Source organism: Brevundimonas variabilis (assembly GCF_014199945.1).
GTDB classification, from domain to species: domain Bacteria; phylum Pseudomonadota; class Alphaproteobacteria; order Caulobacterales; family Caulobacteraceae; genus Brevundimonas; species Brevundimonas variabilis.
Window position 1 is genome coordinate 105,243 of sequence record NZ_JACHOR010000003.1, and the last position, 25,764, is coordinate 131,006.

At 62.7% G+C, this 25,764-nt stretch carries 18 protein-coding genes; 8 read left to right on the forward strand and 10 right to left on the reverse strand.

Features of this window, described 5'->3' with window-relative positions:
• The first annotated feature begins 154 nt into the window (after positions 1-154).
• Together GGR13_RS09255 and GGR13_RS09260 are read left to right on the forward strand one after the other, a co-directional pair.
• On the forward strand, positions 155-2,449 hold the full coding sequence (locus GGR13_RS09255; RefSeq protein ID WP_183213252.1) for a glycoside hydrolase family 3 N-terminal domain-containing protein: 2,295 nt from the start codon (positions 155-157) through the stop codon (positions 2,447-2,449).
• 431 nt (positions 2,450-2,880) lie between these two features.
• Positions 2,881-3,969: an ABC transporter ATP-binding protein gene (locus GGR13_RS09260; RefSeq protein WP_183213253.1), complete on the forward strand. Its 1,089-nt coding sequence runs from the start codon at positions 2,881-2,883 to the stop codon at positions 3,967-3,969.
• Positions 3,970-3,971: 2 nt separating this feature from the next.
• Here GGR13_RS09260 and GGR13_RS09265 read toward each other — a convergent pair whose 3' ends face one another.
• The 7 genes from GGR13_RS09265 to GGR13_RS09295 all read right to left on the reverse strand — a co-directional run bounded on the left by GGR13_RS09265 (position 3,972) and on the right by GGR13_RS09295 (position 15,975).
• On the reverse strand, positions 3,972-7,193 hold the full coding sequence (locus GGR13_RS09265) for a discoidin domain-containing protein (protein WP_183213254.1): 3,222 nt from the start codon (positions 7,191-7,193) through the stop codon (positions 3,972-3,974).
• A gap of 147 nt (positions 7,194-7,340) precedes the next feature.
• Positions 7,341-8,156 carry a carbohydrate ABC transporter permease gene (locus GGR13_RS09270; RefSeq protein ID WP_183213255.1) on the reverse strand — a complete coding sequence of 272 codons (816 nt, stop codon included), beginning with the start codon at positions 8,154-8,156 and terminating at the stop codon, positions 7,341-7,343.
• A complete protein-coding gene (locus GGR13_RS09275) occupies positions 8,153-9,055 on the reverse strand; it encodes a carbohydrate ABC transporter permease (RefSeq protein ID WP_343060333.1) in 903 nt (300 codons plus the stop codon). The genes GGR13_RS09270 and GGR13_RS09275 overlap by 4 nt, the downstream gene beginning before the upstream one ends.
• Positions 9,052-10,314, reverse strand: coding sequence for a sugar ABC transporter substrate-binding protein (locus GGR13_RS09280; RefSeq protein ID WP_183213256.1), 1,263 nt, complete (start codon positions 10,312-10,314; stop codon positions 9,052-9,054). Before GGR13_RS09280 ends, GGR13_RS09275 begins: the two co-directional genes overlap by 4 nt.
• A complete protein-coding gene (locus GGR13_RS09285; RefSeq protein WP_183213257.1) occupies positions 10,311-11,750 on the reverse strand; it encodes a glucoamylase family protein in 1,440 nt (479 codons plus the stop codon). Before GGR13_RS09285 ends, GGR13_RS09280 begins: the two co-directional genes overlap by 4 nt.
• Positions 11,751-11,849: 99 nt before the next feature.
• The gene (locus GGR13_RS09290; protein WP_246347781.1) at positions 11,850-14,885 is read right to left on the reverse strand and encodes a TonB-dependent receptor; all 3,036 of its coding nucleotides are present in this window, start codon (positions 14,883-14,885) and stop codon (positions 11,850-11,852) included.
• A gap of 1 nt (position 14,886) precedes the next feature.
• Complete coding sequence (locus tag GGR13_RS09295) at positions 14,887-15,975, reverse strand: LacI family DNA-binding transcriptional regulator (RefSeq protein WP_183213259.1); 1,089 nt, start codon at positions 15,973-15,975, stop codon at positions 14,887-14,889.
• A gap of 258 nt (positions 15,976-16,233) precedes the next feature.
• Between GGR13_RS09295 and GGR13_RS09300 the strand changes: the two genes are divergently transcribed.
• Positions 16,234-17,589 carry a GH1 family beta-glucosidase gene (locus tag GGR13_RS09300; protein ID WP_183213260.1) on the forward strand — a complete coding sequence of 452 codons (1,356 nt, stop codon included), beginning with the start codon at positions 16,234-16,236 and terminating at the stop codon, positions 17,587-17,589.
• Here GGR13_RS09300 and GGR13_RS09305 read toward each other — a convergent pair.
• On the reverse strand, positions 17,586-19,112 hold the full coding sequence (locus tag GGR13_RS09305) for a carboxylesterase/lipase family protein (protein ID WP_246347782.1): 1,527 nt from the start codon (positions 19,110-19,112) through the stop codon (positions 17,586-17,588). The genes GGR13_RS09300 and GGR13_RS09305 overlap by 4 nt on opposite strands.
• A gap of 80 nt (positions 19,113-19,192) precedes the next feature.
• Here GGR13_RS09305 and GGR13_RS09310 point away from each other — a divergent pair, with 80 nt between their 5' ends.
• Together GGR13_RS09310 and GGR13_RS09315 are read left to right on the forward strand one after the other, a co-directional pair.
• Positions 19,193-20,107, forward strand: a complete 915-nt coding sequence (locus GGR13_RS09310; RefSeq protein ID WP_183213261.1) for an endonuclease/exonuclease/phosphatase family protein — start codon at positions 19,193-19,195, stop codon at positions 20,105-20,107.
• A gap of 797 nt (positions 20,108-20,904) precedes the next feature.
• Complete coding sequence (locus GGR13_RS09315; protein WP_183213262.1) at positions 20,905-21,642, forward strand: helix-turn-helix domain-containing protein; 738 nt, start codon at positions 20,905-20,907, stop codon at positions 21,640-21,642.
• 88 nt (positions 21,643-21,730) lie between these two features.
• On the opposite strand, the gene GGR13_RS09320 is transcribed toward GGR13_RS09315, so the two are convergent.
• Positions 21,731-22,090 (reverse strand): hypothetical protein, encoded by a 360-nt coding sequence (locus GGR13_RS09320; protein ID WP_183213263.1) that lies wholly within the window; start codon positions 22,088-22,090, stop codon positions 21,731-21,733.
• Positions 22,091-22,199: 109 nt separating this feature from the next.
• Here GGR13_RS09320 and GGR13_RS09325 point away from each other — a divergent pair, with 109 nt between their 5' ends.
• From GGR13_RS09325 to GGR13_RS09335, 3 genes are all read left to right on the forward strand, one after another.
• Entirely contained in the window at positions 22,200-22,388 is a 189-nt protein-coding gene (locus GGR13_RS09325) for a hypothetical protein (protein ID WP_183213264.1), read from the forward strand.
• Between the two features lie 127 nt (positions 22,389-22,515).
• Entirely contained in the window at positions 22,516-23,625 is a 1,110-nt protein-coding gene (locus GGR13_RS09330; RefSeq protein WP_246347783.1) for an SDR family oxidoreductase, read from the forward strand.
• A 225-nt stretch (positions 23,626-23,850) separates the two neighbouring features.
• Positions 23,851-24,288: a hypothetical protein gene (locus GGR13_RS09335; RefSeq protein WP_183213265.1), complete on the forward strand. Its 438-nt coding sequence runs from the start codon at positions 23,851-23,853 to the stop codon at positions 24,286-24,288.
• A gap of 462 nt (positions 24,289-24,750) precedes the next feature.
• On the opposite strand, the gene GGR13_RS09340 is transcribed toward GGR13_RS09335, so the two are convergent.
• Positions 24,751-25,707, reverse strand: a complete 957-nt coding sequence (locus GGR13_RS09340; RefSeq protein ID WP_183213266.1) for a class I SAM-dependent methyltransferase — start codon at positions 25,705-25,707, stop codon at positions 24,751-24,753.
• Positions 25,708-25,764: the final 57 nt, after the last annotated feature.

Consider the following 25,764-nt stretch of genomic DNA (forward strand, 5'->3'; position numbering starts at 1 on the left):
GAGAATACGTAGCCTCGGTCTCCGCAGATCTGCTGGAAGTGAGGTTTCCTTGTTCCTCACAAATTTGAGGCGCGCGCCCTGTCGGTGGCACCAAGTAAACGGTTACAATCCGATATCGTGTCTTTAGCCGTCCAGATTTCGCCAGAGCCTGAATATGAATGACTTCCCCAACTACGCCGGTTCCGGCCCGAGCCGCCGCAGTGTGCTGAGCGCCGCGGGCCTGGCGGCCTTTGGAGCCGGGCTGTTTTCGTTGCCCGGAAACGTCCGGGCTCAGGACGTCGAGCGTGTCGAGGCCCTGATCGCGCAGATGACGATCGTCGAGAAGGCGGGCCAGCTGAATATCCTGGGAGATCCGTTCCGGTTCCGACCCCAGAACGTCAATCCACTGGACGGCCAGGGCGATCCCGAGCGCATCAACCAAATGATCCGGGAAGGCACCGTCGGCAATCTGTTCAACGGTGTCGGGGCCGATGCCGGGCGGAGGATTCAGACCATCGCCGTGGAGGAAAGCCGTCTGAAGATCCCGCTGCTGTTCGCTGCGGACATCATCCACGGGCTGTTCACGGTCTTTCCGGTGCCGCTTGGCGAGGCGGCGGCGTTCGACGCCGACCTGGCGCTGCGCACGGCCCGCGCCGCGGCGATCGAGGGGGCTGCCAGCGGCATCCATCAGACCTTCGCCCCCATGGTCGACGTCGCGCGGGACCAGAGGTGGGGCCGGGTGGTCGAAGGGGCAGGCGAGGACGTGCTGCTGAACGAGCGGCTGGCGGCGGCAAGGGTGCGCGGCTTCCAGGGCGACAAGGGTCTTGCCGATCGTGACGCCCTGCTGGCCACGCCCAAGCATTTCGTGGCCTATTCTGCAGCGATCGGCGGCATGGACTACAATACCACCGACATGAGCGAGGCGACGCTTCGCGGCACCTTCCTGCCGCCGTTCAAGGCCGCATTCGAGGCGGGAGCCTTGTCGGTCATGAGCGGGTTCAACGACCTGAACGGCGTGCCGACCAGCGGCAATCACCGGATGCTGACCGAGATCTTGCGAGATGAGTGGGGCTTCACCGGGTTCGTCGTGTCGGACTATACCTCCGAACAGGAACTGATCGCCCACGGCTTCGCCGAGGACGGGCGGGATGCGGCGCGGATCGCCCTGCTGGCCGGGGTCGACATGTCCATGGTTTCGGGGCTGTATCTCGAACACATTCCAGACCTGGTGGCCAAGGGCGACGTCCCGATGGCGCGGATCGATCAGGCGGTGCGGCGCGTGCTGCTGGCCAAGGCCATGCTGGGGCTGTTCGACGATCCCTATCGCGGGTGCGACCCTGTGCGCGAGAAGGCGGTCGTTAATGCCAAGGCGCACCATGACCTGGCGAGGGAAGCCGGTGTGAAGTCGATCGTGCTCCTGAAGAACGAGGGCGGTCTGCTCCCTCTGAACCGCGATGGCCAGAAGATTGCCCTGATCGGACCTTTCGCGGCAGATCTCGACGTGTTCGGGCCGTGGACCATCTGGGGCGATGAGACCAGGAAGGTCTCATTGGAAGCCGGGTTCAAAGCAGCGATGAGCGACCCATCGGACCTCGTGATCGTCCAGGGATCGGATGTCGAGGCGGCGCTGGACGGCGGGATCGCGGCAGCGGTCGCGGCGGCGCGTGGAGCCGATGTCGTGGTGCTGGCGCTCGGCGAGAGCAGCAAGATGTCGGGCGAGGCCCAGTCGCGGACCGAGATCGACATCCCGGCACCTCAACGTGCCCTCGCCGAGGCGGTGGCGGCGACTGGCAAGCCGGTGGTGGTTCTGCTGCGCAATGGTCGGGCGCTGGAACTGTCTGGCGCCGTCAAGGACGCGGACGCGATTGTGGTGACCTGGTTCCTGGGCAGCCAGATGGGCCACAGCGTCGCCGATGTGGTGTTCGGCACGGTGTCGCCCTCGGGGCGGCTGCCCGTCAGCTTTCCCCACCGTTCGGGCCAGCAGCCGTTCTACTACGATCACAAGACGACGGGCCGTCCGGCGAACAATGCACTGGCGACCCAGGAATACGTCGCCCGCTATCGCGAGACGACAAATACGGCGCTGTATCCGTTTGGCCATGGCCTGACCTATGGCGAGGTTCGTTATGGGACAGTGCAGCTGTCGTCGGCGACCATGGACGGCAATGGCCGGATCGAGGCGTCGGTGGCGGTCACCAACTCCGGCTCGGTGCCGGTCGAGGAGACTGTCCAGCTGTACATCCACGACCGCGTGGCCAGCCTGACCCAGCCGGTGCGCCGGCTGCGCGACTGGCAGAAGGTGAGGCTGGCGGAGGGCGAGACCAAGACGGTTCGGTTCACTCTGACCCGGCAGCAGCTGGAGTTTATAAACCAGCAGGGCCGCCCGACGGTCGAGCCGGGCCTTTTCCGGTTATGGCTGACGTCTTCGGCGCAAGCGGGCGAACCGGTGGAGTTCCGGCTGAACCGTTGATGCCGTGCTGACACGTGAACTGCGCCAGGCCACAAGCCGCCCTACCCTGCTCTTGATGGGCTCTGTCAAGTTAACTGCGGCGGGTCAAAGGTCCTTTTGCCGCTTGATTTCAAGCAAAGGTGCCCGGGGGCTGTCAGGTTAATCGTTGCAAGGTGTAAGCTGCCCTCCCCCCGTCGAAATCAGGCAGTCCCAAACGCCCATTTAAGTCAGAATCGGACATCCCTCCCCTGCACGCTCGCGCCCAAGCAGCAGTCTGCGAAGGCACGTCCATGTCGGTTTGCCCGGTACGTCTCAGGCTGACCTCGAAGGGCGGCCCCCGAAGGATTGACCCTCCCGACAATTGAAGCCGGCGTTCATCGACGATGCATTGGCCCACCGACCCGTAACCGGTTACAGTTCTCTCAAAAGACTACGACAGGGTCGGAAAACACATGGCAGACGTCGTCCTCGCCGGCATTCGAAAGACGTTCGGTACCACCGAGGTATTGAAAGGGGTGGACCTCGCCATTGGCGATGGCGAGTTCGTCGTCTTTGTCGGACCGTCGGGCTGCGGGAAGTCCACCCTCTTGCGTGTCATCGCCGGACTTGAAGACGCTGACGTCGGCGAGGTCTCGATCAAGGGCCGCGTTGTCAACGCGCTTGGACCTTCCGACCGGGGCATCGCCATGGTGTTCCAGTCGTATGCCCTCTATCCGCACATGAGCGTGCGCCAGAATATGGCCTTTGGACTGACGCTGGCAAAAACTGGGAAGGCAGAGATCGACCGAAGGGTGATGGCGGCCGCCGAAACCTTGAACATCGTTGACTATCTCGATCGCAAGCCGAAAGCCCTGTCCGGGGGGCAGCGCCAACGGGTCGCCATTGGCCGGGCGATCGTGCGCGAGCCGGATGTCTTCCTGTTCGATGAGCCGCTTTCAAACCTCGACGCCGCGCTTCGGGTCCGAATGCGCTACGAGTTTGCCAACCTGCACGGCCGTTTGAAGACGACCATGATCTACGTCACCCATGATCAGGTGGAGGCCATGACTCTCGCCGATCGGATTGTCGTGCTGAACGGCGGTGTGATCGAGCAGGTCGGCGCTCCGATGGAGCTCTATGAACACCCCCGCACCCGCTTCGTCGCCGAATTCATCGGCAGCCCGAAGATGAACCTGATCTCTGCGGAAGTCGTGGAGGCGTCATCGACAAGGGCTGTCGTGGCGACCCCTGCAGGCGAAAAAATCAGTGTCGACGTCGACGCCGGCCAAGCAAAGGCAGGAGAAGCCGTCACACTGGGCGTGCGGCCGGAGCATCTCGCATTGTCGGGCAACGGCGACGTGATTGAGGCAAAGGCTGCGTTTGTAGAGACCCTGGGGAATGCCACATATGCCTATGTGAACCATCCCGGGTCGCCCGAAACCCTGACGGTGCAGTTGCCGGGCGAGGTTCGCCCTTCGGTTGGCGAAGCCCTGAAGCTGCACATCGATCCAGCCCGTGCGCACCTGTTCGATGCTGAGGGCAACGCCTTCGTCCGACTATGATCTCATTGCCGGGCTGTCGGGGCGCTTTCTGAACGCAGTTCGACGCTGAGCGTGCCGGCGGGGATGTGCAGGTTGCGGCCGGTCCAGCTGGCATCCTGGCCATCAGTTCGCAGGAGCGAAGGCAGGGCCTCATCACCGGGCCACGGAAGGATGAACCCGCCCGGCGGTCGAGCGTCCCCTGACAGAATGAGTGTTGTCACTCCGCCCCTCCGGCGAAGGCTGTAGGTGAGCGGCCCGTAAGGCGTACGAACGCCCGTCACCCCGACGCCGGTCGAGCTGTCGAACCAGGACATCGGCAGGCCGGCTGCCAGCACAAGCGCTTTGTCTTCGTCCCGCTCGTACACAAACAGCTCCAGGGACGAGCGGATGTAGTCCGAACTGATCCACGCGTGGGGCATGTCGCCGATGAATCGCGGTTCGCGAAGGTCGCGCCCGACGACTTCTGCCCAGCCATTCCAGGCCTGGGGCCTGCGGTCGGCAAAAAAGAAGTCCAACGCCTGCATGGCCCGTTCGCGCTGTCCCAGCCGCACGAACGCACCGACCGTGCGCAGCTCGTAAGGCGTGTAGTCGCGCCAACGGATCTGGTTGGCCCGACGTGCGGTGAAGTTTTCCCAGTATTTCTCGAAAGTTCTCGCCAGAAGCGCCTGAGGGAGTTCGGCCTGGAGGCCTGCGGGCGACAGCCCGATGGTGGTCGAGGTCGCATCGAAGTCGCCCCGGTCGGCAGCGCCGGCGATCCAGTCGATGCCATGATGGGCTGCTGTCGCGGCTACCGACGCCATGACGTCGGCGCTGAACTCTTGCCGCGCCGACTCGAACCTCGCTGCGGCGTCGGGCTCGTCAAGAGCCAGGGCTATCTGCACAGCATCGGCATAGCCGAGCAGACCCCAGAAATCGTCCCAGTAAGACCAGGCCGGGCGGTCCGAATATCCTTCGTGGCTGATGCTCGGCGGAAGCAGACCAAACAGGTGTCGGGTCTCCGGCGTCTGGTTGGCCGCAACCCGGGTCGAGGCACGAAGGCCATCCATGTATCCGATGGCTGCCTGGACCTGTGGCCAGACCGATCGCAGCAGTTCGCGATCGCGGGTGTATCGGAAGGTCTCTGCGGCAAGGAAGATGAATTCGCCGTGGCTGTCGTTCTCGGGGACCGGATCGGCTCCCCGCTGGTCGACGCAGCACGGCACCTTGCCATTGTCGAAGACATAAGGCGCGTACCATTCAAGATATTCTGCAGACAGGTCCGCGTGGCCCAACCGGTTGAGCCCCTCGGCCATCATCGCCCCGTCACGGATCCAGGATCGATTGTAGCTGCGCGTTCCCGGCTGAAGCACAGGCCCCTGGGTCGACATCAGCATATGGGCCAGCGACGTCTTCATCGTGTCTTCGATACGCTGACCTTCCGGCGGCACGACGAGGTCGAAGCGGTCAAGCTTCTCTCGCCAGTCCGCCGAAACCTTTGCCTGGACGTCAGCAAGAACCGCCGCCGGGATTACCCTGGGCGAGAGGCCTGGCAACGGGCCTTCCAGGCTCGTGACCCAGCCAACAGTGCGCGTCTCGCCCGGCTGCAGCACCAGATCGTAAGTCAGGGCCCCGGCCATCAAGCCCGACCTGTCTGACTGTACGGCCGCGTCCCGGAGGCCGTCCGGGCCTCGCGCGAGCAGACTCTGGGGATCCGCCCCCGCAGCAAATGTTGCCAGCCGGACATCATCTGGCGTGCTAAGCGGCTGGACCCGGAGGGTGTCGTTCAGAACCAGTTCCGTGCCGTTCCACTGGATTTGCTCCAGAGGACTGGCTCCGCCTGGTACCGCCAGAAACTGGACCGGGCCGTTGACCTGGATCGGTCGAGCCGCGAGCGCCAGTGTCAGGGTTCTGGCCCGCGAAGACCTGTTGGTCAGTTCATAACGGCCGTAAAGGGCGGCCGCTCCGGGCATACCTTCGGCGATGGCCGTGATCCGCAACGTCCAGTCTTCGTGATCCCACTGGACGGAAGGAATGGGCAGGTCGTCCTCCACCAGAGACTGACGGATCCCGACATCGGCCCAGGTTACCAGCCGTCCGTTATCCAGCACGAAGGGTTCGATCGAAGGGCCACCGCGCCTGATCTCGATCGCGCCATCTTCCGAGATCAGCCCGCTCTCACCGCCGCCGTCCACGCCCACAAGGGTCCAGTAGGGCTGCTCGCCAGCGAACCCGCGCGGATAAAGCCCGCGGCGGCTCTCGCCAGCCACAGCCGTCAGAAAGGTCGTACGGTCCTTGCCGAAGGCGAGCGGCTCGATCCGCAGGTCGGCGAGGCCGTGAACGGCTGCTACGGACGAGGCAGCGGGACCGGCCTGGCGAGGCGTGTCGGGAGCCGGAACGGCGCTAACAAGGTCCAGCCGCAACCAGCGCGCCGAGGCCTCGGTCGTCAACAGCCAGTCGGTGCCGCCATCGCCATCGTCCACGCGAGCCAGCTCACGCCAGTCGCGTCGATCCGAGGAGGCCATCAGCCGATACGCCGAAGCCGATTGCCCGTCCGTCCAGCGCAGGGTGACGCCTCCGAACTCCCGCTCATACCCCAGATCGAGCGTCAGGCTCTGCGGCTCCAGCGCGCTTGCGCGCCAGGCCGTTTGCGCATCGTCATCGACGGCCAGGGAAGCAATGGCAGGTGCGAGCGCACTTGTTGCCGTAGCCACGGGACGTGGTGGCACCGAGGGTTCAGGCGGCAACGACCGCAGGGTCAGATCGTCGATTTCGAAGAACCCCTCCCCGCCCTCGCCCGCGACGACGACGAACTCGATCCGGTCTGCCCCGCGAAAGGTACGGTCGGGGTTCGGTCCCCAGGCCCAGATGACCTGGCGCTTCTTGATCGTGACCTGGCTCCAGCCATCGGGAAAATCGTAACGCGTGGTCTGGCGCCAGTGCACGTTCTCGCCAGAGGCGTCGGTAAATTTGACTTCGAACGTGTTGATCGGACCGACGCCGCGGACGCGGAAGCTGATCTCGTAGTTTTCCGGTGCTTCGAACGAGAGATCCCGCGCGGCAAAGGCATAGCCCGACCGACCATTGAAATTGTAATCAAGCCGAAGCGCAGCGCCTGTGGCACCTTCGACCGCCGAAAGGGTCGAGGATACATCGGTCGAGGCGTCGGCTGTCCAGGGCGTCAAATCCTCGAAGGCGTCGAGAACGCGAGATGACTGGGCACTCGCAGGCGCGGCAGACACCACCGCCAGTAGCAGGCCCAGAACCATGGCCCGGATGCGTCCTGGGCCCGCCGACAAGCCGTGTCGCGGCGCTTGCTGCCGGCTGAGCGGGGCTGCAGGCTTCACGGAGCGACGGCCGCCCTCCACTCGCCTGCCGGCCGTCATGCTGTCGATGAGATGGGCAAGTTTCATCAACTATCCCTTCACGCTGCCGGCGAGCATGCCGCGGATGTAGAAACGCTGGAGCGCCAGAAACAGGATCAGCACCGGAGCCACGGTGATGACCGCCCCGGCCATCATAAGCTCCACGTCCTGCACATGCTCACGCGACAGGGCGGCCAGAGCGACCGGCAGCGTGTAGTTCGACTGGTCCGTCAGCACGATCAGCGGCCAAAGGAAGTCATTCCAGCTGCCAAGGAACACAAACAGTCCCAGCGTCACCAGAATGGGCGACAGGGTTGGCAGGACGATGCGCCTGAAGATCTGTCCCTCGGTTGCACCATCGATACGGGCCGCCTCCAGCATCTCGTCGGGAATGGAGAGGGCGTACTGGCGAACGAGGAACAGGCCGAAGATCGACGCCAGCCACGGGACCAATGCGCCGGCATAGGTGTTCACCAGCCCCATGGACTTGAGCATGAGAAACAGCGGCAGGGTGCCGATCTGCGCCGGAATGACCAGGGCCCCGATCAGAAGCTGGAACAGCCGGTCTCGCCCCCGGAAGCCGAGCTTGGCAAAGGCGTAGCCGGCGGGCACCGTGAAGAGCAGGGCCAGCGCGGTCGCCAGGGTGGCGAGTGCGAAGCTGTTCCACATGTAGCGCCCCATCCCCTGGTTCACGAACAGGTCGCGGTAGTGCTCAAGCGTCCAGGTCTTCGGCAGGAGGGGTGGCGGAAAGGTCGCGGCTTCGCCCGTGGACATGAAGCTCACCGAGACCATCCACAACAGCGGGAACAGGACGATCAGACCGATTCCGGCCACGCCGATGTTCAGCAGCAGGTCCCGGACCTTCATGTGTGGTCTCCCCCCAGCCGACGCGACACGGCGAGCTGCAGCAGGGTGACGACGAAGATGCACAGGAAAAGAATGAAGGCGACGGCGCTGGCGGACCCCAGATTCCACCATTTGAATCCCTCTTCGTACATGAAGTAGAGCACGGTCACGGTGGACTGGGACGGCCCGCCCTGGGTCATGACATAGGGCTCGGCAAACAGCTGGAAGAAGCCCGCCACCGAGATGATCGACACCAGCAGCAGCGTCGGCCCGATCGCTGGCAAGGTGACATGCTGGAAGCGGGCCCACGGCCCGGCCCCGTCGATCCGGGCGGCCTCGTAGAGATCATCCGGTACGGTCTGCAGGACCGCGAGGAAGATCAGCATGTTGTAGCCGAAGATCTTCCAGACCACGAACATCAGTATGGCGGGAATCGAGGTGCTGGGACTGCCCAGCCAGTCGACAGCCGGCAGACCGAGGCTGGTGATCATCCAGTTGATGACTCCGTAACGGGTGTGGAGCATGTAGTTCCACAACACGGCCGTTGCGACCAGGGTGGTGACATAGGGCGCGAAGAACATGACCCGCCACAGGGGCCGCCATTTCACGGTTCGGGCGTTGAGGATCACGGCGGCCAGCAAGGAGGCCCCGATGGTCAGCGGTACACCCAGGACGCTGAACCACATCGTGTTGCGCATGGCTCCCCAGAACAGCGGATTGCCGAGCAGTCGTTCGTAGTTCTGCAGGCCGACAAAGCGCATGTTGGACAGGTCTGCCAGGGCATAGATGTCGAAGTCGGTCAGGCTCAGGAGCAGGGCCGAAATCACCGGCAGGACGAAAAAGACGGCGATCGCAATCAGGGACGGAGCCACGAAACCCCAGGCTGCTCGCTCGGTTTTTCCCATTCGGGCCGCGGTCACGATGCCCGCCCCTGTTCGATCATCCAGCGCCGCTTTTCCAGGAGCCGGTCGGCGCGGCGGTCGATTTCGGCCCCCGCCTCTGCCACAGTAAACTCACCGCGCACCATGCGCTCGGCAACGATCTGCATCTCGGTGACGATCCGCTCCCACTCCGGCACCTTCGGTACGGCCTTCGCGCGGGCCAATTGGCCCTTGAAGGCGGCGACATAGGGATCGGATGCGACCTTGGGCGCGGCCCAGGCCGACGGCCGCGCCGGGAGATCCCCGGAAATGACATTGAATTCGGCCTGGACGGCAGGTTCGGACAGATAGCGCACCAGTTTCCATGCCGCCTCCTGGTGCGGGGAAGATCTGAAGACAGCGAGGGAGGACCCGCCCGGTGCCGAAGCGCCCGCAGCGTCCGGCCCGGGCACGCCTGCGGTTGTCCAGTGGGGCTGGATCTCCGGTGGCAGACGGCTCTTCATGTCGCCAATGGTCCATGGGCCCGAGAAATAGAAGGCGAAATAGCCTCGGGCGAATTCGGTCCAGACGTTGGAGATCTGCGCCGACGATGCGACCGGGGCGAGCCCCTCGTCGAAAAGACTTTTGTAGAAGGCCAGGGCGTCCAGAAAGGACGCACTGGAGAAATTGCCACGCGTATCCCTGTCGCGGAGCAGGGATTGATCACCCTGCAGTCCGAAGGTCAGCAGCTGTTCGAACTCATTAACCGGAAGCAGGATCGCATAGTTGCCGGACCCTGATCGGCGCTTGACCGCGTGCATGGCCCGCTTCCAGGTGTCCCATGTGATCGGCATGGCGTCGAAGCCTGCCTGGGCAAGAATGTCCGTGCGGTAGTAGATGAGGCGGGTATCGACGTACCAGGGCGTCGCCATTGCCCGACCACCGATCTGGTTCGTTTCCAGGACCGCCGGAAACTGGTCGTCCAGCAGGTCTGCTGCGGCCTGGGGGGTCGGCGAGAGCGCCCCGATGGCCGCCAGTTCCGCGACCCAGGTATTGCCGATCTGGCTGACATCCGGAAGCGACTCCCCGGCATATGCCGTCAGCAGCTTCTGGTGTGCAGCCGTCCACGGCAAGGGCTGAACCTCGACGCGGATGCCCGGATTGGCGGCCTCAAATGCGGACAGGATCTGCGGAACACTGGAGCCTTCATTGCCCATGGCCCAGAAGGTCAGACGTGTGATGCCGTCACTGCGCCCGCAGCCTGTCAGCGCGGCCCCTGCCCCCGCCATCAACCCAAGCGTGGCCCGCCGGTCGATCATGCAGCCAGCCAGCCACCGGTGAAGCCGGCGCGCTCCAGCCCGCGCCGCAGGTTCGGCTCACTTCGCATCCGCGACCAGATTAGATCGGAGCGATGGTTCTCGATCATCACCACGATTGGTCCCTGATCGATGCCCAGATAGTCGCCGTCCACCCAGCCCACGCCCGGCACGATCCGCCCATGCTGTAACTGACCGGCCCGCTCCGTCAGCGTCGGATTAAAGGAATCCAAAAAGCCGAACTCGGTATAGACCCCCTGCCCATACCGCGCCTTCATCGTCTTCAGGCAGGCCGTCACCGCATCGGGCGCGAACGGCATCGAGGCCATCGCCGCCGTCGGCGCGATCGTGCCGTCGTCCCGGTCGCCCGGCCCACGCGCGGAATAGCTGAAGAACGCCCGCTCGCGCCCCGCCAGCGTCTGTTTGAAATCGCCGGGCCCGTCACAGGCGGTCAGGCCCCAGACATCGGCCGAATAGCCCGCCCAGCCCATCGGGTTGTCGACGGCATATTTCCGCTGTGCCTCAACGGCTATCTGACTGTTGATGAAATAGTCGAACGGCCGCCCGGTCTCGGCCGTCTTGGCCCGCGACCAGGGATCGCGGATGCCCCGGAAATCGACGTACATATGGCTGTACTGATGTCCGAACAGCGGCGCGAAATGCAGGTGCGCCGGCCCCCATTTGTCGGTCCAGCTCCTGTCATAAACGCTGCACCATTCGGTCCAGACGGCGGGTGGCACCGGGTGTGTCGGACTGCCGATCGCCAGCAACAGCGTCAGCATCCCTTCGTTGAAGATATGCCAGTCCGCCGGGATGTATCCCGTCTCCGGATGCCAGCCCATGCTGATCCGGTCGGGCCGCACGACGGCCCAGTCCCACTCGACCCGCTCATAGATCGCCTGGCTCAGCCGCCGGATCTCGCCCTCTTCCGCATCCAGCCCGTCGAAGTATCGCGCCGCGAACAGCATGCCGCCCAGCAACAGGGTGGTGTCCACGGTCGAGAGTTCGGTGCGGCCGAACCGATGCCCGGTCTCCATGTCGAGGAAATGATAGAAAAACCCCTTGTGCCCGGTCATGCCGCGCGCATCCGGCCCCTGGGGCGCGTCATGGAAGAAGCGGACGGTGTTCAGGGTGCGGGCCCTGGCCTCGTCACGGCTCATCCAGCCCCGCTCGACGCCGACGGGCCAGCAGGTCAGGGCGAACCCGACCGCCGCAACGGAACAGAACGATTTCGTCGGCCAACGATCCGGCGTTAGCCCCCGCTCGCGGTCGGTGACATGAACGAACCAGTCGAAGGTCCGCTTCTGCAATTCGTCCACCTCGGGATCGAGCGGCAGGCCCGGCATCGCCGCCCGACCCGCCGGTATCGGCGCGCACGCCCCGGCCGCCAGCATGGCTCCCACCATGGTCGAGCCCATCAGAAAACGGCGACGATCCATGGGGAGTACCTCTTACGCAATTTCAAATCGTATCGAATGGCCTGAGCCCAAAAAAAAAGCCGTCCCTCGCGAACGAGAGACGGCAGGCTCAGGAGTAAACTAGAAGACGTAGCGCATTCCGACCTGGAAGCTCTGGGTCGGCACGAACTGGGCCGTCGGCGCACCGAACAGCGGGTTCGGACGACGCAGGGCCGCGTTGTTGCCATCGAGGTTGAGCGTCTGGTTGAAGCCGCTGTAGTTCCGGAAGTTGAACACATTGATCGCGTCAAGCGTGAACTCGACACTATTCCCGTTCCACAGTTCGATCGGGCGCGTCAGACGCAGATCGACCTGGCGATAGGCGAAGTTCAGGCCGGGCAGGAAGGCCTTCTTCTCCGGATAGTAGGCATTCCATTCGATCGGGGTGCCATTGATGCCGGGGAAACCAGTAAATGGTCGGCCCGAGCCCAGGGTGATGATCGATGACAGGCGGAAATCGAACGGCAGGTCAAGAGTCCCTGACGCCACGATCCGGTGCCGCTCCACACCCGGCGAGTTGAAGGTCGGGCTGAGGCCCACGTTCGGGTAATCGAAGTCGAAGTTACCAAGGCCCTGATCGCGGCTACCGTTCTGCTCACCATCCGCCAGCGTGTATGTCAGCTGGTAACCGTAGCCGGACTCCGCTGTATATGGGCGGTCGATCTGGAAGAACATCGCCATGTAGGTCCGTTCACGTTCGTGATCGGAATAGAAGACGCTGTCGTTGAAAGCATAGGGCTGGTTGGTCGCAGCGTTGGTGAAGCTGGAAGGCCTGTTGATCACTTGGTTCAACTGATTCACGTTCAACCTCGACCACTGGAACTCGTTTTGGGTCTTGGCATAAGAGAAGGTCAGCGAGGTCTGAATGTCGCCGATTTTCTGGCGAACACCCAAGTTGAACTGGTCGGTGAAGGGGCTCGGAGCTTCGTTTTTGACCAGGAATATTTCCCCCCGGCCCTGAGTACCACCCAGCAGGGCGTCGAGGCCGGCAGCGGTTCGATAGGTCTCGTTCCAGGCCACCGTATTGGTCTGCCCTCCGAATGTACCGCCGTTGGGCGAGAAGAAGATCGTCCGGCTAAGTTGGAAGGGCTTGTAGCGTTCGTCAAAGGCGAAGTTGAACCCGATCCGGTCGTAGTAGCGACCGGCACCGCCGAACAATACAGTCCGCTCGTCGCCGAAGATGTCATAGGAGAAGCCGACACGCGGTTGCCAAGCGTCTTTGAAAGGCTCGCGCCCGCCGTCGGTCAGATAGTCGTTGATATTGACCCACGGCACATGGCCCGGTGCTCCCGCGATCCGAGTGACGACCTCACGCACAGTCTGGGGCGTGGTATAGTCAGAGTTGACAGCATTATCCTCATAGTCCCAACGCAGCCCCAGGTTCAGTTCCAGCTTGTCGGTGACCTGCCAGTCGTCCTGGATATAGATGCCGAATACGTTGTTCTGAGCGTCCGTCGGCTCGACCGGCAGGTTCAGCGTGACACGCGTCGGAATCGTAGCTGAGCCAAAAATTGCAGGATTAGCCGTGATATCGTAGGTGAACTGCGGATTCCGATTGAAGTCTTTTTGAACATAGTAGTCCTGCATCGAATATTTGACACCGACTTTGATCGTATGGGTGCCACCGAACTCAATGGCATTGAACGTCAGGTCGTTCTTGAACGTTAGACTTTGCTGCTGGATGTTCTGGTTGTTCGTACCACCGCCCTGATTGAAGACCGTGGCTTCCGTGTTGTTGTAGTTGAAGTCAAACGCAGGCGTGGCCGCCACGTTGTCGCGATAGATAACGAACGTCTGCCCTACGTCGGTAAAGTTCAAAGCCACAGGATTATAGAGCGAATCCAGATAGTCGATCGAGAACTCGTTCACGAAGGAGTCGCCTTGGAACTGATGCTTCAGAACGATGCCGGTCGTTTCCTGATTGATCTGGTTCGCACGAGAGAAGGCCGTTGCACCGTTCCCGAAATCACGGATATCGGCCTCGGTCCGGTAAGTGGCAGACAGGTCGATGCGCTGGCGGTCGTCCACCTGCCAGGACAGCTTACCAAAGAACAAATCCTGCTCGAACGGTGCCTCAAACGTACCCAGCTGATTGGCAAACTGAGCGGCGTACTCAGTACGGTTCAGGAAGACCTGGCGCTCGCGCGTCTCGTCCTTGCGCTCGTAGGTAAGGAAATAGTGGAGCTTGTCCTCGATGATCGGGCCGCCGACCGATCCGCCGTACTGGAGCCGATCGAGCTTGGCGGGAGCCGCGCCGCGCCGTTGCGAGAAGATGTCCTGCGCGACCCAGTCCGATGGCTGGTACTGTACGAACATGTCGCCGCCGAAATCGTTGGTGCCCGATCGGGTGACCGAGGTGATGATCGACGAACCGGCCTGTTCATACTCGGCCTTGAAGTTCTGGCTGATGACCCGGAATTCTTGCACCGCCGCTTGGGGGAAGGGATTGCCGCGACTGTCGTCCTGACCGGCGATGCCGCCGTCCAGGATGGTCGATTTCTGGCTCTGGCCATCGATGAAGACGTTGACGGCGATCGAGGGCTGGCCACCGGCCGAGATCGTGCGCTCCGTATCGCCTTCCTGGACGACGACGCCGGGAGCCAAGGCCGCGAAATTCAGGAAGTTGCGATTGATCTGGGGCAGGTCGTTGATCTGCTGGCGGCTGACGTTGGTGGCGACTTCCGAGGTGCGAACCTCGAAGATGCGGCGACCGGTGACGACGATCTCGCCCAGATCAGCTGCACTGGCATCGGCCGGAGCGGTCGGCGCGGCAGGCGAAGCGACGTCGAGGTTCAAAGTGGCGACGCCACCCAGAGTGATCGTCACCGTGTCCGTGGCCGTCTGGCCGTCGGCGGTCGTGACATCGACGCGGTAGGTGCCGGGACGCAGGCCTGAGAAGGTGTAAGCTCCGTTCGTGCCGATCCGCGAACGCGTCACATAACCCGTGGCAGTATCAGTCACGGTGATGGTGCCGCCGCTTTCGGCCGCACCGGCGTCGGTGATCGCACCGCGAAGAGTCGAGGTCGAGCCCTGCGCCATCGCGCCGCCCGCCAGCATCATTGACGCCGCGACGGCGAGGGCAGAGGCGGTGCCCAGTGTGCGGATTCGTGTGGTCATTCTAGACATCCTGATGTCCCCCTGAAGAAATGGTGCTCTTGACGGCGGTTCGACCGTCGTCCGAGGCCTGAGTGTTGATGGATGGGTTGGCGCGGCTGGAATCGCGGGCGACCAGCACAGGGCGCACGATCTCGCAGGCAACGTCGGCGGGCAGGGCCTCGTCGTCCTTGGCCCTGATCAGGTCGACCAGGCGATCCAGCGCGCGTCGACCGGTCTCGGCGATATTGATCCGCATGGTGCTGAGCGAGGGCCGTACCAGCTGGGCGATCGGCACATCGTCGAATCCGACAACGGCGACGTCTTCCGGACAGCGGACGCCCGCCTCCTGAAGGGCCAACAGGGCACCGACCGCCATCACGTCGTTGCCGGCGAAGATAGCGTCCGAATGCGAGCCCTCGGCCAGCATTGCACGCACGGCGGCATGACCCGAACTCTGACTAAAGTCTCCGTCCACGACCCGGGCCTTCAGACCGGCGGCGGCCATGGCCTGGACATATCCGGCCATCCGGGCCTCGGCCTCCAGATTGCCGGTGGGGCCACAGATATGGGCGATGTCGCGCGCGCCGCCGGCGATCAGATGCTCGACCGCCGCGACTGCTCCGCCGTGGTTGTCCACCACGATAGAAGGCCTTCCGGCATCGGTCGCCCCGCCGTTCATCAGCAGTACAGGCAGCGATCCCGCCAGGCTGGCGGCCAGGTTGGCGGCGTCCAGATGCGGCGACAGCACGATCATCCCGTCGACCCGCCCGCGCATCGACCGGATCGCCGCCGAGGCTTCGTCGGCGTCGTCGTGGCTGGACGAGACGATCAGGTGCAGCCCGTGCGTCCGCGCCGCCAGATCCATGCCGCGGATCAGCTCGGAGAAAAACTCCCCAAACAGGTCAGGCAAGACCACGCCGACCGTGTCGGTCCGACTGGTGGAGAGGCTGCGCGCTCCGGAATGAGGGACATAGGCCAGGGCTGCGACGGCCTCGAGGACACGTTGACGGGTGGGCTCCGTGACGGCACCTGCGCCGGTCAGGACACGGGACACCGAGGCCACTGAGACCTGGGCGCGGGCAGCCACATCCCGGATGGTCGCGGCCTTCATGGACGCCACCCGAGGAGCCCCTCATGGGGCCGAAAATGACAGGAGAGCGATGCCAAACGGATTTCCTGCGTCCCCGGGATGTCATGCCGGCCCCCTTATCGAAGGTCCGTCGACTAATTTCTGTAATCGGTTACATGACACACTGGCCATGTGCCTTGCAAGTGCCGTAGTCTGGCCACACGAACGTTTTCCCGCCAGAAGCCCTATCGTCCGTCAGCCTCCCACGCTCGGCGGACCTCGCCACTCGAGAGCTTGCCGATGCCCACGCGCTATACCTTTCCTGACAATTTTCTCTGGGGCGCCGCGACTGCCGCCTATCAGATCGAAGGCTCCTCGATGGCCGACGGAGCGGGCGAATCCATCTGGGACCGCTTCAGCCACACGCCGGGCAACATGAAGGATGGCGACACCGGCGATGTTGCCTGCGACCATTACAATCGATGGCGCGAAGACATCGAAATCATGAAGCGGTTGAACCTCAAGGCCTATCGATTCTCAGTGAGCTGGAGCCGGGTCATGCCGGACGGCACGGGTCGACTGAACGAGGCGGGGCTCGCCTTCTACGACCAGCTGATCGATGGACTTCTCGAGGCCGGGATCGAACCGCTTTGCACCCTCTACCATTGGGACCTTCCCGCAGCGCTCGACGACCGAGGTGGCTGGTTGAACCCCGAAATCGCCGACTGGTTCGCCGATTACGGACAGGTCCTGTTCGAGCGGTTCAAGGGACGCGTGAAGACGTGGGGGACCATCAACGAACCCTGGGTCATCATCGATGGCGGCTATCTTCACGGAGCCCTGGCCCCGGGTCACCGCTCGGCTTTCGAGGCCGTCATCGCCGCGCACAATGTGCTGCGCGCCCATGGTGCCGCTGTAAAACGCTTCCGTGAAGTCGGCGAGGGCCGGATCGGGATCGTGCTGAACATCGAACCGAAATACCCGGCCAGCGACAAGCCCGAAGACGAGGCCGCTCGCAAACGCGCCGAAGCGCAGATGAACCGCTGGTTCCTGGACCCCCTGATGGGACGCGGCTACCCGGAAGAACTCAAGGACGTCTACGGCGAGGCATGGCGAGAATTCCCGGCCGAGGATTTCGACCTGATCCGTCAGCCGACCGACTGGATGGGGTTGAACTGGTACACACGCGCCGTGCCCGAAAACGCACCGGACGCATGGCCGGTTCGCGCGCGACCGGTAAAGCAGATCCAGCATGCCCACACCGAGACCGGCTGGGAGGTCTATCCCCCCGCCCTGACCGACACCCTCGTCTGGCTGCATGAACAGACCAATGGTCTGCCCCTCATGATCACGGAGAATGGCTCGGCCTGGTATGACCCGCCCCACGCCATCAATGGCCGCATCCACGACCCGATGCGGGTGGACTACCTGACCAATCACCTGAAGGCAGCGCACGACGCGATCGGTCGCGGCGTCAACCTCGAAGGCTATATGGCCTGGTCCCTGCTGGACAATCTGGAGTGGTCACTCGGCTATTCGAAGCGCTTCGGGATCACCCATGTGAATTTCCAGACCCAGGAGCGGACCATCAAGGATTCCGGTCTGCTGTACGCAGACGTGATCCGCACCCACGGGGCCGTGCTCGACGCCCTCTAGGGCGCGATACGCTCCCGGTAGCGGGCGATCAGATCAAGCCGGTCCCCGAAAGGGACCGGCTTGACCGTTGGGCCGGTGTTCGTGAATTCCAAAAGCACCTCGGTCCCCGCGTCGAACCGCGGCCATTGTGGATGTTCAACCGGGCGCGGGGAGCCCGTGACCGCAAATGTAGTCCAGTAGTCGGCCATGGCCGTTGCAGCCCGGAAGTCGCGCTCGCCCATCGGTCTGCCGACGGTGTGCAGATTGTCGAACACATAGGGCCGCTCGGACGCATGGGTCGCCCCGCCGCTGGGCTCGGGATTGGACGCCGGGACGACATCGAAGCGGTAGAGCCATGTCGGGTTGCCTGTCCGGGCATGGAGGCGTGCCAGATGACGTGCCGGCTCATTGAACACGAGGTCGCTGACGACATGGGCATCATAGCCCGACGGTCCACCGTAGGCGTCGACCAGATCCAGACGTTCTTTCTCCGTCATGGAATCATCGAGCCTGCCGTAGGCTCCGGCGTCGTTCGGCCGTATCCACCAGAACTCCGCGCTGTTTGTGCCAATCATCAAGGGAACATTGGCCTGACGGCCTGCTTCGAACGCCGTGACAACGTCCTCGGTCAGGAGATTTCCATCAACGATCAGGTTGTCGGTTGAGAAGACGGGTGCCGGTTTCAAAAACGTTTCGGCTGGAAGGTCTCGAAGCTGATCCGCCGTAGAGATGGGGCCAACCCCTGCCGCGCTGGCAAACGCCATTCCCAGCGACTGGGCCGAAGGTCGCCCGGCCTGATCCTGATTGAGGCGTGCAGACTGCTGCCGACCGAGGCCGGACTGGACGATGGCCTGATGAAAAAGCCCATGAGCTGACGGAGCTGTCATCAACTGCAGCACTGCCGCCCCACCCGCCGATTCCCCGAATATCGTCACCTGCCGGGGATCGCCGCCAAACGCCGCGATGTTGGCGCGAACCCACCCTAGCGCTGCGATCTGATCCATGAGGCCGTAGTTGCCTGCCGGTTCGCTCCCGTCGCGCTCGGCAGCCAGGGCGGGATGGTCAAAGAAGCCCAGCCGTCCGAGTCGATAGTTGATGGTTACGACGACCGTACCGCGCTGCGCGAGATGGGTTCCGTCGTAAAGCGCCGCCGTACCTGAGCCGTTGTTGTATCCTCCGCCATGGATCCAGACCATGACCGGCAATGGACTAGTGCGCGCCTGGGGCGCGAAGACGTTGAGGGTGAGACAATCCTCGCTCATCGGAAGCGGCCCAACGCCCGGGTCGCCGTTGGAAGGCGGCTGGATGCAGATTGCACCCGGTGCCGTCGCATCCCTGAGCCCTGTCCAGGTCTGTGGCGGTTGAGGGGGAGCCCAGCGCCCCGCACCTACAGGGGGCGCTGCAAAAGGGATTCCACGGAAGATGGCCACCCCATTGTTGCTGTCGCCAATCAACTGGCCCTCGGCGACCTCTGCACGAGGCCTCGCCGGGTCGAGGGCGTCAATTATTGCCATGATCGCCAGCAGAGAAGATCTGAAAATCATGAGCTATCCTATCCCTCAACGAGCGAACGCATAGAAGCGACAAGCGCGACTGCAAACAGCCGCATTCACAAATCGAATTCATGACCGTCGCCATGATTGCGGCAAACTCTCATGTGTTCCTCGATAGCAAGCCTGCAAGTTCACAACGTTTTCAATCCAAAAAGTTCCCTATGTTCGACCGCCGCCAACTCATGATGGCACTGACCGCTGTCCCCTTTGCCGGCTGCGCTACAGGACCATCCAAAACGGCGGGGCCAGTTCTGAGTCTGGCCACCTTGAACATCTGGCACGACCGTGGAGACTGGCCCAATCGGCTGCCGATGATCGTTGATACACTTCGCGCAGCAGATGCCGACGTGATCGGTTTGCAGGAGGTTTTGGAGGACGCTGCCACCGGCCTTCCCAACCAGGCGGCCACGATTGCCCAGATCCTGGGCTATCGTCATGTCTTCGTCTCCACGGATGTTGACGGATCGCCGCGACGCTATGGCAACGCCATCTTGACGCGTCTGCCGATCGTGGAGCACGACTGGGAGAAGCTTGAGCCACTTGACGACTATCGCACCGCCCTGCGTGTCCGCGTCAAAGTCGGCGACCGCCCCGTCGACATCGTCAACACCCATCTGCATCACACACCTGAAGGCGGAGCGATCCGAGATCGTCAGATTGCCCGCCTTTTCGCTTGGCTGGGTGAGCGAGACGCGCCGTTGGTGATCTTGGGTGATCTGAACGCCGCCCTGACAAATCCCGAGATGACCCTTCTGCAGACTCCGCGCTTCACATCCCTGCTGGCGGGCGTGCATCCGGACCAGGCCGAACGGTCAACGTTGAACACCGCTTATGGCCATAGGTCGGACCAGATTGACCACATCCTGGTTGAGACCGCATACTTCACACCGCTCAGTGCCTCCATTTCCGGCGATGTCCCGGTCGGCGAAACTTGGCCCTCAGACCATTTCGCCGTAACAGGGGCGGCGCGGGTCAAGCCGAAATGAGAGTGCTGGCAAGTTTAGTTTGGACGGACTTGCAGTAAGGGCCGCTATCGCGATCATGCGATAGCGTTGCCGAAACGGATTGTTCAAAATCGCTTTTCGTCTCAGCATTGGAGACAAGTTTGCGTTGGACTACGTGCACCGTCGCCCGGCTGGCCACATGCCGCTGGACATTTAACGTATCGTAGACCGTCGCACATGGAATTGTCCAGTCTATGGCTGCGGGTCAAAAGGCCCGTGCCCCGCCCGACCAGGGTTCGAGCACGGGTCTGACACCCCCTTCGCGTCGGCGGTCTCTGGCAGAGCGCCCCTGACATTGCAGACGCCGCTGACGCAGCATCCTGCAGCCTGCTCAGCGGGTTGGAGGGGTCGGCTCATCGCTCCGGCCTTCGACCCGCGGGAAGGCCGTCCAAAGAGCGGCACCTCCGACGGCCAATATGAACGTGCCGAAGAACGCGACAACGGCGACAACGAACGGGACAGCTTCCGGGGGCATGACGATCTCCTGTGACGGATCATCCTTGCAGGACCCAGAGCGCCCCGCCTTGAGGCAGATCAAATCATGGCGGAGATTTTGCAGCCCCTGCTGCAACGGCCGCTGTGCGGGTCTCGGCGGGCGTGAGCAGGAAACAGACGGTTCGCAAGGGTCCGCACCACTCGTGCCAGCAGACGCTTCGACGCCACAGGCTTCACAGGAATGGCCTTTGGGTAGATTCTGGCCCAGACAGGTTCGATCGCATTGATCTCGCTCAAACCCGACAGCCATACGTCAAGGGCTGGCCGCCAAGGAGCAGCACAGTATGCTTGAGCTGAAGGTTCTCCCGACCGGTTGTGCAAACCGTCGGCGCAGCAATGCCTGTGATACCTGTGGTGCCCGTCCCCTGAGCGTCTGCGCCAGCATCGATGACGCCGATCTCAGCCGTCTCGATGCGCTGGCCGAGCATCTTGACTTGCAGTCCGGCGAGACCTTGATCCAGGCGGATGAGGCAGCGAGCCATGTGTTCAACATCACCTCGGGTTCGGTCCGTGTTTACAGGCTCCTGTCTGACGGTCGCCGTCAGATCACCGGCTTTCTGTTCGCCGGCGACTTTCTGGGACTTGCGACCGGAGACACCTACGTCTTTTCCGCTGAAGCGATTGAGCCGGTTACCGCCTGCCGGTTTCGCAAGAGCGACTACCGGACACTGATCCGCGAGACACCTGCGCTGGAGACGGCCCTGCTGGACCGCGCCAACCACGAGCTTGTCGCAGCGCAAAACCAGATGTTGCTCCTCGGGCGGAAAACGGCGCTGGAAAGGGTGTCGACCTTCCTCCTTGAAATGCCGACCCAGGATCCGGCGCGGCCGGGCCCCCAGGAACGGGTTCACCTGCCGATGACGCGTGCGGAAATCGCTGATTATCTGGGCCTGACCATCGAGACCGTCAGCCGAGTTTTTACCCGGTTGAAAACCCAGGGCGTGATCCGGCTGATTTCTCTGAGCGAAGTCCGCATCGAACAGCCGGACGTCCTTCGCGCCTTGGCGGACGGCGAGGCCTGAGATCGACCGCTTGACCGACTTCAAAGGGTACCGTCAGGCCATGTTCTGCTGACGTACGTCTCAGTCCACTGATCTGCTGACCTCCTGTTTATTTCAAAGGCCGCCCCTGCGCCTGAGCCTGTTGCATCAGCGACTGGACTTGGTTGCCGAAATAACGCCCACAGTCCGCAATGTCTGAGGCAGCCAGGGTTTCGCGCTCGATCCCCTGCGCCATGGTGATCACGCTGTCCGCTGCGTCCTGGTTGGGAAGTGCCCCGCCTACGCGGCCAAGGAAGAAGAGGGTCATCGCCATCATACCTGCCTCAGCAGCAGGGTCTGGGACCGGCCGACTTTGGATCTCTTCAGTTACCACGATGCTCACCGCTGCGCAGTATATATCGTGCGAAACGAGACGCTCACGCTCAAGCTCTTGAAACGCGAATGCCAGCACCGCCAATCCAACAAACATCTACAGCCCCTTCTTGATGAGAGTATGATTTTTATCTCTTGCCCACATGTCGTGGACGACACTGGCGTCGATACGCATTCGGGATTGTAGCATTGCTAAAATCCCGAGAATGGCAGACAAAGATCCACCAACGATTACTGAATTAGAGACATCTCAGGTTCTGCTGGTCCTGTCTATTCGATGGCCTAGAAAAGGCCGCACGAAACCTGACCCGCACAGTACCGAAGATTTATTTGCTCCCGTTTTCCAAAGCAAGGCTGATGTCCGCACTGCCGTTGGCCGACTGATGCAAGGATGAAGCCTTGGCTGCCCGTCGATCGCTTCCTATCTACATGGAGCGCTAGCAGGACGGCGTTATGGCTTGTTTCATCGAAACATTCCTCTGAGCGGCGCGTCTTGCGCAGCATTCTTTTTGACAGATCGACATGGCCGATGCCGAAGAAAACGCGCATCGCAAACATCAGGAACTCATGATGACGAAAACAGCCCTGGTGGTCGGATCGACGGGGATTGCCGGCAGTGCCGCCGGTGCCGAGCTGGTCGCTCAAGGTTGGCGCGTGCTGGGCCTTGCACGACGTCCGGTCGAACAGCACGGCATCACCCCCATTGCAGCCAACCTGCAGGATGCCGATGCGATCCGTAGTGCTTTGACGGGCACCCGACCCGACGCCGTGTTCTTCACCACCTGGGCGCGTCAGGCGACGGAAGCCGAAAACATCCGCGTCAACGCTGCCATGGTGCGAAATGTGCTGGACGCCGTCAGGGGAGACGCTTCGGTCCGTCATGTGGCCCTGGTGACCGGGCTGAAACACTATCTCGGCCCGTTCGAAGCCTATGGGCAGGGGGTCCTGCCGCAGACACCCTTTCGCGATACGCAGCCCCGCCTGGACGTCGACAACTTCTACTACGCTCAGGAGGATGAAGTCATCTCGGCCTCCCAGAGCGACGGGTTCAGCTGGAGCGTCCACCGTCCTCACACCATCATCGGCAAGGCCGTCGGTAACGCCATGAACATGGGCTCGACCCTGGCTGCCTATGCGAGCCTTTGCCGGGAGGTTGGGCGGCCGTTCCGCTTTCCAGGATCGTTGGCTCAATGGGAAGGCCTGACGGATATGACCAGCGCCAGCCAGCTGGCAAGGCATATGGTCTGGGCCGAGAAGACTCCGGCTGCTGCCAATCAGGCCTTCAACATCGTCAACGGCGACGTCTTCCGCTGGAAATGGATGTGGGGACGGATCGCCGACTGGTTCGGTCTGGATCCCGCGCCTTTCGACGGCTCGGTTCTGCCGCTTGGCGTGCAAATGAAGGATGATCAGCCATTATGGCGGGCCCTGGCCGAACGCGAGGGTCTTGCCGAGCCCGATCTGACTCGAATGGCTTCGCCCTGGCACACTGACGCCGATCTCGGTCGGCCCATCGAGGTGGTCACAGACATGGGCAAGAGCCGCCGTTTCGGCTTCACCGAATACCAGCCGACGGACGACGCATTCTTCGAACTGTTTGCACAGATGCGGGCCGACCGGCTGATCCCCTGACAGGCAGCCGTCACGTCAAGTCAGCACGCACCCATGGCGGAAGTCAGGGACGCCCATTCCAAGCGCCGTGCGCCCGCCTTCCGGATCGGGCTGCGACGCCAACTCGTTGGTTCGCGCCAGGCCTGGAGCGCCCGGGGCCCCATACGGTATTGCAATCCTGCGCCGCGTTGACGTGTCAGGTGTGAGGCGATGTTGTTTGAGCCTCGTCTTGCGTAAGGGTCATAGATGTTCAGATCGCTCGCCTTCGCCGCCGCGGCGTTCTCGTCGGCAATCGCGATAAATGCCTCGGCGTCTGCGCAAACCTTGACTGAAGTCGTTTCCCGCGGCGTCGTCGGGAACTGGACCGTCACGTTCACACCCTCAGCCGGAGGCGGGGCGGACGTGCGGGTGGAGTCCAGCAGTGGGGGGCGCCCCGAGCTTCCCCTGACCATCTCTGCTCAGCCTGACGGCACCCTTCCATGTCATGTTCAAGCCCGCTCTGCACCGTGTGAAATCAAGGACGGCGAACTGGTCATAAGCGCGCCTTCAAGGTCAGGCGAGGGAACGATGGTCTTTACCTTCTCAACCGTCACGGATCTGGGTCTGAGCGGCACCGCGCTCGCGAGGGTCAACGGAATGCCGGGAGACATACCTGTCGGCTCCGTGCTGATGAAACGCACCTAGCTTCTGGAGAAGTTTGCGGCACAGCGCTGCGTGGCATGGGGTCCCGACCCTGACGGCCTTTCAGCAGGTCTGCGCTCGGGCGTGTCCGGCGGTCTGATCTCAAGGTCTGATGGCGACAAGGGTGCCAGCAGCAAAGCGAGGCATTTCACGACCTGGAGGCCATCGACGTCAAAGCGTTAACTTCTTGTGCAAGTTTGCACGGATGAAAACGCGAAAGACGCTGATCAAGGCCCGAGCGGGTGTGAGACTGGAGCGCATAGAAGGCCTTTGCGCCCAGGGTCGGGTGTTGCAGCAGGTTTACCGGTTATCCAGCTTGAGGCCGAGCCATCCGAGGGTCTGGGCCGATGAGGGCGAAGCAGAAAACGCCTTCTATCTCGAGGTGATCGCGTCGCTCAGCGATCCCGATGTGGCAAGGCGTATTGACTGATCCCGGCTCCAGCGGCCCGTTCAGGGGCTTACCGTTCAGACCTCGGGGTCACATCCATGCCGCCCCCGCTGAATGATGATGCCGATTGACGTCGTGGCGTAGCCCATAAGCGCCATCTTGAGATGCGGGTGATCCCGATACGGGGGCAGGTCTATGTAGTCGTCGATCGGCAGGCTGCCGGGATCGAAGTCGAATTCTGCCACGTGATGACCATCAGCCCGCAAGCGGGCTGCAAGGGCAACCATGTCCTGCTTGCGGAAGAGCACGGTTCCAAAATGGTCAACAGTCCCCTCGTCGGAACTGAGGTTGAACTCCGTCGTATGGATCGCCCAGCCCCGCGGCTTCAGGCATCTGACCGAGTTCTCGATAAAGGCGAGACCTTTTTCGATCGATCCCAGATGCTCAAGGGCGCAGGCTGACCAGCAGAAGTCGAAATCAACCAGGTCCTCGTGGATGTGGTTCATGTCGCATTCGCGAAACATCACATTCCTGTCGAACAGGCTGTCAGCGCAGATGGCAGTCCGCCGAAGCGCCTCGCGGCCAGCCGCATGCTGCCTCTCGTCGGTCCAGCCGCTCCTCAGGGCGTCCTCGACGTTCATGTCGGTCGCGACGATCCGGCATTCCTGTGAAGCGAAATAGGCGCTCAGCGGCTCTGTCCCGACACCGAACCCGAGGCCCCGGGCCCCTTCCCTCAACACCCCGCGTTCCCAGAAAGCCTGACACAGGAAGACGAATTCCCAGAGTTTGCGATGATACCGGAGCCCCTCCCCCAACCGCGCCGTCCAATAGGCAAAATAGGGTGCATCGAAGCTTTCCTGACGGCAGACAACGGATGCAGGAAAGGCGCTGGACGCCGGCGCACCGGCGACCATCTCTGGCTTTGACAGCCACAGCGCGCGGTCCGGCAGAGCGAGCGCCCCGAGCATCAGGCGGGTCTCTCGGCGGTGTTCTTCCAGCTCCGCGCGAAGGCCAGCTATCTGGCGTCCGAGCAAGCGCATATCCCGAAAGAATGTTGCCAGCGCTGCAAACAAACCGGCAGGTTTGCGATG